This is a genomic window from Corynebacterium gottingense (genome assembly GCF_007559235.1).
Taxonomy (GTDB): Bacteria; Actinomycetota; Actinomycetes; order Mycobacteriales; family Mycobacteriaceae; genus Corynebacterium; species Corynebacterium gottingense.
Genome location: NZ_VMHH01000001.1, coordinates 462,365 through 474,915, shown reverse-complemented (window position 1 = coordinate 474,915; position 12,551 = coordinate 462,365). Strand labels below are relative to the sequence as shown.

At 68.2% G+C, this 12,551-nt stretch carries 9 protein-coding genes; all 9 read left to right on the top strand.

Annotated elements, in window-relative coordinates; all coding sequences use genetic code 11:
• The first annotated feature begins 60 nt into the window (after positions 1-60).
• The 9 genes from FPH17_RS02190 to ftsZ all read left to right on the top strand — a co-directional run bounded on the left by FPH17_RS02190 (position 61) and on the right by ftsZ (position 12,547).
• Positions 61-1,590: a UDP-N-acetylmuramoyl-L-alanyl-D-glutamate--2,6-diaminopimelate ligase gene (locus FPH17_RS02190; RefSeq protein WP_154878499.1), complete on the top strand. Its 1,530-nt coding sequence runs from the start codon at positions 61-63 to the stop codon at positions 1,588-1,590.
• Positions 1,587-3,140 (top strand): UDP-N-acetylmuramoyl-tripeptide--D-alanyl-D-alanine ligase, encoded by a 1,554-nt coding sequence (locus FPH17_RS02185; protein WP_154878498.1) that lies wholly within the window; start codon positions 1,587-1,589, stop codon positions 3,138-3,140. Before FPH17_RS02190 ends, FPH17_RS02185 begins: the two co-directional genes overlap by 4 nt.
• Positions 3,141-3,238: 98 nt before the next feature.
• Positions 3,239-4,345, top strand: coding sequence for a phospho-N-acetylmuramoyl-pentapeptide-transferase (gene mraY, locus FPH17_RS02180; RefSeq protein ID WP_154878497.1), 1,107 nt, complete (start codon positions 3,239-3,241; stop codon positions 4,343-4,345).
• Positions 4,346-5,755: a UDP-N-acetylmuramoyl-L-alanine--D-glutamate ligase gene (gene murD / locus FPH17_RS02175; protein WP_154878496.1), complete on the top strand. Its 1,410-nt coding sequence runs from the start codon at positions 4,346-4,348 to the stop codon at positions 5,753-5,755.
• Between the two features lie 56 nt (positions 5,756-5,811).
• Positions 5,812-7,386 (top strand): FtsW/RodA/SpoVE family cell cycle protein, encoded by a 1,575-nt coding sequence (locus tag FPH17_RS02170; RefSeq protein ID WP_203085496.1) that lies wholly within the window; start codon positions 5,812-5,814, stop codon positions 7,384-7,386.
• 38 nt (positions 7,387-7,424) lie between these two features.
• Positions 7,425-8,543 (top strand): UDP-N-acetylglucosamine--N-acetylmuramyl-(pentapeptide) pyrophosphoryl-undecaprenol N-acetylglucosamine transferase, encoded by a 1,119-nt coding sequence (locus tag FPH17_RS02165; RefSeq protein ID WP_154878495.1) that lies wholly within the window; start codon positions 7,425-7,427, stop codon positions 8,541-8,543.
• A gap of 37 nt (positions 8,544-8,580) precedes the next feature.
• The gene (gene murC, locus FPH17_RS02160) at positions 8,581-10,098 is read left to right on the top strand and encodes a UDP-N-acetylmuramate--L-alanine ligase (RefSeq protein WP_154878494.1); all 1,518 of its coding nucleotides are present in this window, start codon (positions 8,581-8,583) and stop codon (positions 10,096-10,098) included.
• Positions 10,099-11,115: a cell division protein FtsQ/DivIB gene (locus FPH17_RS02155; protein ID WP_154878493.1), complete on the top strand. Its 1,017-nt coding sequence runs from the start codon at positions 10,099-10,101 to the stop codon at positions 11,113-11,115. It abuts the gene before it with no gap.
• A gap of 142 nt (positions 11,116-11,257) precedes the next feature.
• Positions 11,258-12,547, top strand: a complete 1,290-nt coding sequence (ftsZ, locus tag FPH17_RS02150) for a cell division protein FtsZ (protein ID WP_154878492.1) — start codon at positions 11,258-11,260, stop codon at positions 12,545-12,547.
• Positions 12,548-12,551 lie beyond the last annotated feature (4 nt).

Sequence of the window (12,551 nt, the reverse complement as noted above, 5' to 3'; positions counted from 1 at the left end):
TAGTGCCCAGTCACGACACAACTTAATAACCAGCAGCAACCGCCAACACAAGGAGGCCACATGAACACCGAAGCACCCACGCTGCAGCACCTCGCGCAGATCGCCGGGGCGCGCGTGGTCAACCCGCCCGCTGACGACACACAGATCGCCTCGATCAGTCTCGACTCCACCGCGATCGAGCCGGGCGGGCTGTTCGCGGCGCTGCCCGGCACCCGCGTCCACGGCGCGTCGTTCGCCGAGGGCTCGCAGGCGGGGGCAATGCTTACCGACGTCGCCGGCCTGGACATCATCGCCGCCACCGGAGACGAGCGGCCCGTGCTGGTCGTCGAGGACGTCCGCGCCGTGCTCGGCGAGGTGTCGGCAGAGGTCTACGGGTGGCCGTCGAAAAGCATGCTCCTGCTTGGCGTGACCGGGACCTCTGGCAAGACGACAACGACGTATTTGCTCGAACGCGGCCTAAGCGCCGCGGGGCACAAGGTCGGGCTGATCGGTACGACGGGCACGAGGATTGCGGGGCGCGATGTCCCGTCGAAGCTGACCACCCCGGAGGCGCCGGCGCTGCAGGCGCTGTTTGCGCGGATGCGGGACGAAGGTGTGACCCACGTGGTGATGGAGGTGTCCTCGCACGCGCTGATGCTCGGCCGAGTCGGCGGCACTGATTTCGACGTCGCCGGGTTTACCAACCTGAGCCAGGACCACCTCGACTTCCACCCGACGATGGAGGACTACTTCGAGGCGAAGGCGCTGTTCTTCGACCCGGCGTCGCCAGTCGCGGCGGCGAAGAGCGTGGTGTGCGTGGACGATGAGTGGGGCGAGCGGATGGCCGAGCGCGCCGTGCACCCCGTCACCGTGGGGACCCACGGCCAGGAGGGCCTCGACGTGCAGGCCCGCCAGGTCTCCGTGGAGGAAAGCGGAGCGCAGCACATCGCGCTGACCCACGACGGGCGCGACTACGAGTTCCGACTGCCCATGCCGGGCGCGTTCAACGTGGCCAACGCCGCGCTGGCGGTGGGGATGGCCACCACCTGCGGCGTGGACGCCGAGCCGTTCATCCAGGGGCTCGCTAACGCCGCGGTGCCCGGCCGTATGGAACGCATCGACGCCGGCCAGGACTTTGTCGCGGTCGTGGACTACGCGCACAAGCCCGCCGCGATCGCCGCGGTGCTGCAGACACTGCGCAAGCAAGTTGACGGCCGCGTGGGCATTGTCGTCGGCGCGGGCGGCGACCGTGATTCGTCCAAGCGCGCGATTATGGGCGCGGAGGCCGCACGCGGCGCGGACTTTGTCGTGGTGGCGGATGATAACCCGCGCACGGAAGACCCGGCCACGATTCGCGCGGCGGTGCGCAAGGGCGCGGAGGACGCCGCCGGAGCAGACACCGAGATCCGGGAGAACGACTCGCGCGCCGGTGCCATCGACGAGCTGGTCGCCTGGGCGCAGCCCGGCGACGCGATCGTGGTGGTTGGCAAGGGCCACGAGGTCGGCCAGATTGTGGGAACCACGACCCACCACTTTGATGACAGGGAAGAGATGCGCCGCGCGCTGGCCGAGCACGGCTACGCGGCGGGAGCCGAGAAGGAGCACGCATGATACCGCTGAGCCTGGCAACAATCGCTGACATTACCGGCGGGAGGCTGAGCCCGGAGGCCGACCCGGACGCAGTGGTCACCGGCAACGTGGAGTTCGACTCGCGCAAGCTGGTCCCCGGTGGCCTGTTCGTTGCGCTCCGGGGCGCGCGGGTGGACGGCCACGACTTCGCCGAGGCCGCGGTGCGCGACGGTGCGGTCGCCGCACTCACCGCGCGCGAGGTTGGCGTCCCCGCCATCATCGTGCCGAAGGTCCCGCCCCGAGAGGGCGACAACTCGGACTTGGCTGCAGGCGACCCGGACGGATCCACCGCGGGCGTCGTCCAGGGCATGAGCAAGCTCGCCGCCTACGTGGCGCGGGAGTTGAGCGCGACACACAACCTGACCATCGCCGGGGTGACTGGTTCCGCCGGCAAGACGTCGACCAAGGACCTCATGGCCACGCTGCTCACGCGCGCTGGAGAGACGGTAGCGCCCCCGGGATCGTTTAATAATGAGATCGGTCACCCCTACACGGTGCTGCGCTGCACCGAGGACACGGACTTCTTGGTCGCGGAGATGTCCGCACGCGGCATCGGGCACATTGCCCACCTGGCCAAGATCGCCCCGCCACAGATCGGCGTGGTGCTCAACGTCGGCTCCGCCCACATTGGCGAGTTCGGATCGCGCGAGAACATCGCCCTGGCCAAGGGCGAGCTCGTGGAGGCGCTGCCGTCGGCGGAAGAAGGCGGCGTGGCGGTCCTCAACGCGGACGACGACCTGGTCTCCGCCATGGCGTCGCGCACCAACGCGCGAGTCGTCACCTTTTCCACGCACCCGCGCGGCGGCGATTTCTACGCCACCGACATCACCCTTGACGCCATCGCTCGCGCGTCTTTCGTCCTGCACTGCCCGGACGCGGAACCCCAGCGCGTCTCGCTCGGGGTCTTCGGTGCCCACCAGGTGTCCAACGCGCTGGCCGCCGCGGCGGTCGGCGTCCAGGCCGGGCTCGACGCGGCCCAAGTGGCCGAGGCACTCAGCGCCGCCCGCTCCGTGTCGGTCAACCGCATGGACGTGAACACGCGCGAGGACGGCGTCACCGTGATCAATGATGCCTACAACGCCAACCCAGAATCCATGCGCGCCGGCATCGCGGCGCTGGGCTACACAGCTGCCGCCCGCCCCGGGGTGCGCTCCGTCGCGGTGCTCGGCGAGATGGGGGAGTTGGGCAGCGACGCGGTCGCCGCCCACGCCGCCCTCGCCGAGGAACTCGGACGCTACCACGTCACCCACCTCATCGCCGTCGGACACACTGCGCCGATGGAGGCGCTGCTGCGCGGGGCGCAAGAACACGGCATCCAGACCCAACTGGTCGAGGATGCCAAGGAGGCCACCGCCGCCGTGCGCCGGCTCTTGTCCGCCGCGCCGCCGGGCGAGTCGGGCTGGGAACACCGTACCGACCGCGACGTGGTGCTGGTGAAGGCCTCCAACGCGGTCAAGTTGTGGAGGGTCGCCGAGGAACTTCTGGCGGGTCATCACTTAAGGGACGACCAACGCAATTATCCTCATAGCTGATCTGTCTCCGTCGCCGTAGGTGGCGGGTGGGCGTCGATAAGCATGCGCCCAGCGCTCAACAACTCAACAGTAAAAATTTCTAGCAAGGTAGCACTTCAATGGTTCAAGTCTTAAGCGCAGGGATTATCAGCTTCCTCGTGGCCATTTTCCTGACGCCCGTGCTCATTCGGTATTTCCACCGGCGGGCCATGGGGCAGGAGATCCGCGAGGACGGCCCGCAGTCCCACGCGCGCAAGCGCGGCACGCCGACGATGGGCGGTATCGCGATCCTCGTCGCGATTACCGTCAGCTACATTCTCAGCTCGCTGATCGCGCTGTTTACCGGGCACGAAGCGTTCACCGCCAGCGGCCTCATCGTGCTTGGACTGACCCTGTCGCTCGGCCTCGTTGGGTTTGCGGACGACGGGATCAAGCTGTTCATGCACCGCAACCTGGGTCTGAATAAGACCGCGAAGCTGGTAGCGCAGCTGGCCATCGCGCTCGCCTTTGGCATTCTCATCTTGCAATTCCCCGACAACGAGGGGCTGACCCCCGGCTCAACCGCGTTGAGCTTCGTCCGAGACATTGAAACGATCGACCTGGCGGTCGGCGGCGGCATCCTCGGCACGCTTGTCTTCCTCGTGTTCATCTACATCCTGCTCGCGGCCTGGTCCAACGCGGTCAACCTCACCGACGGCCTCGACGGCCTCGCATCGGGCACGACCGCGCTGGTGATGTCCGCGTATGTGGCCATCACGTTCTGGCAGTTCCGCAACTCCTGCTCCCTGTCCGCAACCCCCGGCTGCTACGCGGTCCGCGACCCCCTCGACCTGGCCATCCTCGCCGCCGCCGGCTTTGGCGCCTGCATCGGCTTCCTGTGGTGGAACGCGGCGCCGGCCAAGATCTTCATGGGTGACACCGGATCGCTCGCGCTCGGCGGATTGGTCGCCGGGCTCTCCGTGGCCTCGCGCACCGAGCTGCTCATGATCGTGGTCGGCGCGCTGTTTGTCATGGAGGCAGGTTCCGTGGTCATCCAGGTCGCGTCGTACAAGACGACCGGCAAGCGCGTGTTCCGCATGGCGCCGTTCCACCACCACTTTGAAAACGGCGGCTGGGCCGAGACCACCGTGGTGGTTCGCTTCTGGATCATCTCCGCCATGGCCGTCGCGCTCGGCCTCGCGCTGTTCTACGGCGAGTGGCTCACGCAAGACGGGGTGAGCGCGTAAATGGCCTCCCAGATGCAGGGGCACATGCTTATCGACGCCCCCGTGCTCGTCGCCGGAGCCGGCGTCTCCGGCCTCGGCGCGGCCCGCATGCTCTCCGCCCTCCGGGTGGAGTACACGGTCGCAGACGACAGCGCGGCTGGCCGCGACGCGGTCCGCGATGCCACCGGCGCTCCCGTCATCACGACCGCGGAGGCGGCCGAGCGCTTCGCCGACTTTGCCACCTTGGTGACGTCCCCCGGCTGGCGCCCGGACACCCCGCTCCTGGTGGAGGCCGCACAGGCCGGCCTCGAAGTCATCGGGGATGTGGAACTGTGCTTCCGGCTCGACCGCGCGGGCGCGTTCGGCGCGCCGCGCGAGTGGCTGGTGGTTACCGGCACGAACGGTAAGACCACCACCACCGGCATGCTCGCCTCCATCATGGCGCAGTACGGGAACGACACCGGCAAGCGCGCACAGGCCTGCGGCAACATCGGCGTGGCCGTCGCAGACGCGCTGCTGGCCGAGGAACGCGTCGACGTGCTGGTGGCGGAGCTCTCCAGCTTCCAGCTGCACTGGTCCAGCCAGCTCGTCCCCGATGCGGGCGTGCTGCTCAACCTCGCGGACGACCACCTGGATTGGCACGGCTCCTTTGCCAACTACGCGTCCGACAAGGCGAAAGTGCTGCGCGCGCCCAGCGCGGTCGCCGGCGCAGACGACCCGGAAGTGACCAAACTGGTGGCGGCAACCGGCCGCGACGACGTCATCGGCTTCACGCTGCGCGCCCCCGAGCCCGGCCAGGTCGGCGTGGAGGGCGGTCGGCTGGTCTCTCGCTGGAAGAGCGACGATCCCGTGGACCTCGCTTCCGCCACGCGCATCCAGCCCCCGGGGGCCGCGGGCGTGCTCGACGCCGCCGCCGCGGCGGCGATGGCGCTCACCCAGGGTGCGACGCCCACTCACATCCAGGACGGGTTGGACGCGTACCGCGTGGCCGACCACCGCGGCGCCATCGTCCACAGTAGTGGGGGCGTGGATTGGGTGGACAACTCCAAGGCCACCAACCCACACGCCGCCCACTCCGCGCTCTCGGGCGCGGGCACCGTGGTGTGGGTCGCGGGCGGACAGCTCAAGGGCGCAGGCGTGGACGAGCTCATCCACGAGCACTCTGCACAGTTCCGCGCTGTGGCGCTGATGGGGACAGACCGCGAAATCCTGCGCGACGCGCTGAAGCGGCTCGCCCCGCAGGTGCCCATATTTGTCACGGAGAGCACCGACCCGGCCGAAGCGATGGACAACGTGGTTGAGTTCGCAGCTTCCGTAGCGCAGCCTGGGGATTCTGTGTTATTAGCACCGGCTGCTGCAAGTTTGGATATGTATTCCGGAATGTCAGCGCGTGGCGACGAATTTCGCGCCGCAGCAATGAGACACTGCTAACACGAGTAACACGAACCACGCTGGTTGAGACGACGAAAGGCCACAGGACGCATTCGATGACGCTGAAACCAGACAATCACAGGAGGTCGGAGCGCCCGGCCGGGGCGACTCGCGGGCGCCGCCCCGCCGAGCGTTCCAGCGCCGCGGTCCGACAGGAGTCCCGGCTGGGCAACGCCTCGCGTCGCCTGGGCGAGTTCATGGATTCGCGCCCCCTGCTGGACTACACCATGATCCGCACTGTGGTGCTCGTCCTCGCCGGCCTCGGCGTCGTGATGGTGCTCAGCTCATCCATGGCCATGTCGGTGGCGAACAACCAGGCGCCGTGGAGCATCGCACTGCGCCAGCTCCTCATGGTCATCGGCGGCCTGATCGCTTTTTGGGCCGCGCTGAAGATCCCGCCGTCCCGTTTGCACAAGCTCAGCGTCGTGCTTATGTGGTTGGCGGTTCTCCTGCTCATCGCGGTGCTTACGCCGCTGGGCACGGGTAAGGAATCGGTGGGCTCGCAGTCCTGGCTCGAGCTCGGGCCGCTGCGCTTGCAGCCCTCGGAGCTCGCCCGCATCGCCATTGCAATCTGGGGCGCACAAGAGGTGGCCAACAAGGACGCGACGCGCCCGCTGCAGGCCGGAACCGGAACGCTGCGTTTCACCGTCGTCTCGGTCATCTGCCTGGCGCTGATCGCTGCGCAGGGCGACTTCGGCATGGCGGTCTCGTTCGCACTTGTCGTCGCGTTCATCCTGCTCTTCGCGGGCATCTCGTGGCGCACGATCGGCATCTTCGCCGGCATCGGCGCGATCTTCCTCTTCAGCCAGTTTGCGGCGGGCGGCTTCCGTTCCAACCGCTTCCACGTCTACTTCGACGCGCTCCTCGGTCACTTCGAGGACACGCGCGGCATCGCGTTCCAGTCGCACCAGGGCTTTCTTTCGCTTGCCGACGGTGCCCTCTTCGGCGTCGGACTCGGCCAATCTCGCGCCAAGTGGTTCTACCTCCCGGAGGCGCAAAATGACTTCATCTTCGCCGTCATCGGTGAGGAGCTTGGCTTGTGGGGCGGCGCGCTGGTGATCTGCCTGTTCGCCATGCTCGGCTACTTCGGCCTGCGGGCCGCGCGCCGCGCGCAGACGCAGGAGCAGCGGCTCATGGCTGCCTCGCTGGCGGCTGCTGTGGTTTCCCAGGCGTTCATCAACATCGGCTACGTTGTCGGCCTGCTGCCTGTGACCGGCATCCAGCTGCCGATGCTCTCCGCGGGCGGCACGTCCGCGGTCATCACGTTCGGCGCTATGGGTGTGCTCGCCTCGGTGGCCCGCCACGAGCCGGATGCGGTCTCTGCGATGCAGAACTACGGGCGTCCGCTCTTTGACCAACTGTTGTTGATTGGGGAGCCGCGGCCCGTCGATAAGCAAGGCACCCCGCGCCCGAAGACCGCATCGCGGAAGCGCGAAGGGTCGCGCTCGGGGCGCGTCGTTCGACCGAACCAGCGCGACGCGCGCTTCGGCACACCCGTCACGGCGCGCGGCGCAGCGGGGGCCGGTCGCCGCACCGACGACGAACGAGGTCGCCCGAGCAGGCGCCGCGAGCAGGCACGCTACGATGAACCACGAAACAGCGCTCGCAGGGGCGAGCACCGGGCCGGCTAACGCTGCCGGTCAGCGACGTGAAAGGCGGAAATACGGCAATGGCTGAAACGCACGACGGAGACGGTACCGAGCTCAACACCCAGCTCAATGTGGTGGTAGCCGGAGGCGGCACCGCGGGCCACATCGAGCCCGCGCTCGCGGTCGGCGAGGTCCTGCGCGACACCTATGGCGCGCGCGTCGTCGCTCTGGGCACGGAGAAGGGGTTGGAGACGACCATCGTGCCCGCGCGAGGATTCGAGCTCGAGCTCATTGACCCGGTGCCGATGCCCCGCAAGCAGCCGCTGAAGTGGGCGGGCATCCCGCTGAAGCTGCGCCGCGCGGTGCGTCAAACCGCGGACATCATGAAGGAGAGCGGCGCGGACGTGGTCTTCGGCACCGGCGGATACGTCGCCGGTCCCGCGTACCTGGCCGCGCGCCAGCTGCGACTGCCGTTCTTTGTCCTGGAGACCAACGCGCTGGCTGGTATGGCGAACAAGCTCGGCGTGCGACTCGGTGGCATTGGGCTCACCGCCGTGCCGAACTCGGGCATGGCCGGCGACGTCGTCGGGATCCCCGTGCGCCCGGGCGTGGGTGACGACCCGGACGGGGCGAAGGCCGAGCGCGGATACAAGATGTGGGACCTTGACCCCAACACGAAGACGGTCCTGGTCACCGGCGGGTCCCAGGGCGCGGTGAACATTAACCGCGCGCTTGCCGGCGCGGTGGAGCGGATCACCGGCGCGGGGTTCCAGGTTCTGCACGCGTACGGCCGCAAGAACGACGCCCCCACGACCATGGACGGCTACACGGCCGTGCCGTACATCGACGATATGGAGGCCGCGTACGCTGTCGCGGACCTCGTGGTCTGCCGCTCCGGCGCCATGACCGTGGCAGAGAACTCCGCCGCAGGACTGCCCGCGATCTACATCCCGCTGCCGCACGGCAACGGCGAGCAGGGGCTCAACTCCGCGCACCTTGTTGCCACCGGGGCCGCAGTGCGTATTGACGACGCGTCGCTCACCCCCGACGCCCTCGCCGAAGGAGTCCTGGGCATCCTGGGTAGCCCGGACCGCTACCAAGAGATGCGCAGCGCCCTCGAAACCTCGGGCGCTGGCAACGTGGCCGAGGAACTCGCACGGCGCATCACCAAGGCCGCCGCCCGCAGCGCGCACCAGTAGCCCCCCGCCGATTCACCCGATTAGAAGGAGACCCCCAATGACGCCGACGACTACCCCGGGCGCTTCCGACCCGGCCGAGACCACAATCGACCTCTCCCGCGTCCACCTCATCGGCATCGGCGGCGCCGGTATGTCCGGCGTGGCCCACATCCTGCTCGACCGCGGCTCCGTGGTCACCGGTTCGGACGTGAAGGAGTCCCGCCCGGTCCGCGCGCTGCGCCTGCAGGGCGCGGAGGTGGCCATCGGCCACGCGCGCGAAAACCTCGAGCTTTCCGGTGAGCTCCCGACCGTCGTGGTGACCAGCTTCGCCGCGATCCCCAAGGACAACCCGGAGCTGGTGCGTGCTGCCGAGGAGGGAATCCCGGTGATCCGCCGCTCCGACCTGCTGGGCGAGCTCATGGAGGGCTACACCCAGGTGCTCCTTGCCGGGACGCACGGCAAGACGTCCACCACGTCCATGGCGGTGGTGGCGCTGCAGGCGGCCGGGGTGGACCCCTCCTTTGCCATTGGTGGTCAGCTCAACCGCGCCGGCACGAACGCCCACCACGGAGCGGGCGACGTGTTCGTGGCCGAGGCGGACGAGTCGGACGCGTCGCTGCTTCGCTACAAGCCGAACGTCGCGGTGATTACCAACATCGAGCCCGACCACCTCGACTTCTTCAAGACCCACGAGGCGTACTTCCAGGTCTTCGACGACTTCGCCGACCGCGTCCAGCCCGGCGGCCACCTCGTGGTCTGCCTGGACGACCCGCACGCCGCCGAGTGCGGTGAGCGCGCCGCCGCCCGGGGCGTCAACGTGCTCGGCTACGGCACCGCGGAGGCCGTCGCGGCCCATCCCGACGTCCCCGCCGGCGCCGTGATCACCGAGGAAACGGTGGAAGGCTCCTACGTCACGACGACTGTGGAGCTGAACGTGCCCGAACACACCGCCACGGTGCGCTATCAGCTCAGTGTCCCGGGCCGCCACATGGTGCTCAACTCCGCGGCCGCGCTGCTCGCAGGCGTGCTTGCCGGCGCCGACCCGGAGAAGCTGGGGGAGGGGCTCACCGACTTTTCCGGCGTGCGCCGTCGCTTCGAGTTCCGCGGCCAGGTCGAGGGCGGCGACTTCGACGGCGTGCGCGTCTACGACGACTACGCCCACCACCCGACCGAGGTCAACGCGGTGCTCACCGCCGCGCGCGACAAGGTCACTACCGAGGGCAACGGCGCGCGCGTCGTTGTCTGCTTCCAGCCGCACCTCTACTCCCGCACCGAAGCCTTCGCCGAGGAGTTCGCCCAGGCCCTTTCGCTTGCCGACGCCTGCGTCGTCCTCGACATCTACGGCGCGCGCGAAACCCCCGTGGAGGGGGTGACCTCGCGGATCATCACCGACCGTATCGCGGACGGGACCGAGGTCCGCCTGGAGCCCGACTTTTCCGCAGTGCCGCGGACGGTGGCGTCCCTGACAAAGCCGGGCGACCTCGTGCTGACGATGGGCGCCGGCAGTGTGACGCTGCTCGCGCCGGAGATCCTCCGCGAGCTCTCGGGCAACGCGACGCCGGGCGCGGAGGCCTAAATGTCCACCGCGATCGGCAGTTCCGGCACCCCGAACCCGGAGGAGCCCCAAGACGCTCAACACATCCAAGACACCCAAGATCCGCAAGACTCGCAAGAATTAGACGACTCGCGCGAGGAGCCGCAGACCCCGGAGGTCGACGGAGCCGTTGACGTCGCCGTCGACCCCGCGGACGAGGGTGAGCTCGACCCGGAGGAGTGGGACGAGCCCGAGCCGGAGCCGGAGCCCGAGCCGGGTGAGACATCCAGCCACGTACACGCGCGTGCCCAAGAGACGACCGCTGCGCCGCGCGCCGAAGCGGCAGCCGAGGAGCCTCTGGCACCGGTCGACGACGCGGCGTCGCGCGCCAAGCGTATGCGGAGGCGTCGTCGCGCCATCGGCTCCGTGGCCCTCGCCGTTGTGGTCATCGGCGTCGTGGGCGCGATCATGCCGTTTACCCCGATGATGCCGGTCCACGGGATCAATGTGGACGGCACCCAGAACCTCAGCACCGGCGAGGTCCAGGACCTCACCGGGATCGAGCCGGAGACGCCGATGGGCCGGGTGGACGTGCAGGGTGCCGCGCAGCGCGTCGCCGGGAACCCGTGGGTGAGCTCCGTGACGGTCAAGCGCGACTGGCCGAGCGCCATCGACGTCGTGGTGGACGAGCACAAGCCGGTCGCGTTTGTCACCGAGGATGACGGCGCGCACTTGATCGACGACGAAGGCAAGGACTTCATTGTCGCCGAGCCCCCGGCGGGCGCGATGGAGCTGGTTGGGCCCGGAATCGGTGATGAGGAGGGGAAGCGGCACGCGGTGGAGATCGCGGCGTCGATAAGCGATAAAACCCGTGGCGAGGTCGAGTCTCTGGAGGCGCGCGGGCCGTACGAGTACGTGCTGCACGTAGCCGGCGGGCGGCAAGTGACGTGGGGTGCTGCGGAGGACAACATGAATAAGGCGCTCGCGCTTGAGACCGTGCTGCAGCTGGAGGGCACGGAGTTCAATATCTCGAACCCGGAACTCGTCACGTCGCGGTAAAAGCCCAGGTCAAAACTCTAAAGTAGAGGTTGAGGGTCGTGACACGCCGGGGGAGAAAACAAAAATCTCCGTTGTGTCATTCATGATGGAACGCGTTAGAAAGAAACCACTCCTCACTGTTTGAAAGGCGAGTCACCACACCATGACCTCTCCCGCGAACTACCTCGCCATGATCCGCGTTGTCGGTGTCGGCGGCGGTGGCGTCAACGCCGTCAACCGCATGATCGAAGAAGGCCTGAAGGGCGTCGAATTCGTCGCCATTAACACCGACTCGCAGGCGTTGCTGTTTACGGATGCCGATACGAAGCTGGACATCGGCCGCGAAGCCACCCGTGGCCTCGGCGCGGGCGCGAACCCGGAGGTTGGCCGTACTTCCGCGGAGGACCACAAGCAGGAGATCGAGGAGTCGCTGAAGGGCTCCGACATGGTGTTCGTGACCGCCGGCGAGGGCGGCGGCACCGGCACCGGTGCGGCCCCGGTCGTCGCCGGCATTGCCAAGAAGATGGGCGCCCTGACCATCGGCGTGGTCACCCGCCCGTTCACCTTTGAGGGCAAGCGCCGCACCCGCCAGGCACTCGAGGGTATCGAGGCGCTCAAGGAGGTCTGCGACACCGTCATCGTCATCCCGAACGACCGCCTGCTGCAGCTGGGCGAGGCGGAGCTGTCCATGATGGACGCGTTCCGCGCCGCCGATGAGGTGCTCTACAACGGTGTGCAGGGTATTACCAACCTGATCACCATTCCGGGCATGATCAACGTCGACTTCGCCGACGTGCGCTCCGTCATGGCCGACGCCGGCTCGGCGCTCATGGGCGTCGGCTCCGCGCGCGGCGACAACCGCGTGATGACGGCGACCGAGCAGGCCATCAACTCCCCGCTGCTCGAAGCCACCATGGAAGGCGCTAAGGGCGTGCTGATCTCCGTCGCCGGCGGCTCGGACCTCGGCCTGATGGAGGTGAACAACGCGGCTTCCATCGTCGAGGGCAAGGCCGACGAGGACGCGAACATCATCTTCGGCACGATCATCGACGACAATCTGGGCGACGAGGTCCGCGTGACCATCATCGCCACCGGCTTTGATGAGAAGGCCAACGTGCGTGCCGAGGCCGCCCGCCAGGGCGAGCCGCAGATCCAGACTGCCCAGGCGCAGTCCGGCTCCAGCGCGGCACAGATCGACGGCGCGTCCTCGGCCACCCCGGCCCCGTCCCGCGGCTCGCTATTCGACGACCGCGCGGTGGAGACCAACCAGCCCGCGCCCAGCCAGCGTGCCTACGAGGACCGCCAGCCGCGCCACAGCTACGATTCGCAGCGAGGTGGCCTGTTCACCAGCTCCGACCGTAGCTACAGCGACCGCGGCGAGGTCCGTCGCGACGATCGCGACAACCGCGGCGACGACGATTTCGATCTCGACGTCCCCGATTTCCTGCGCTAACTAC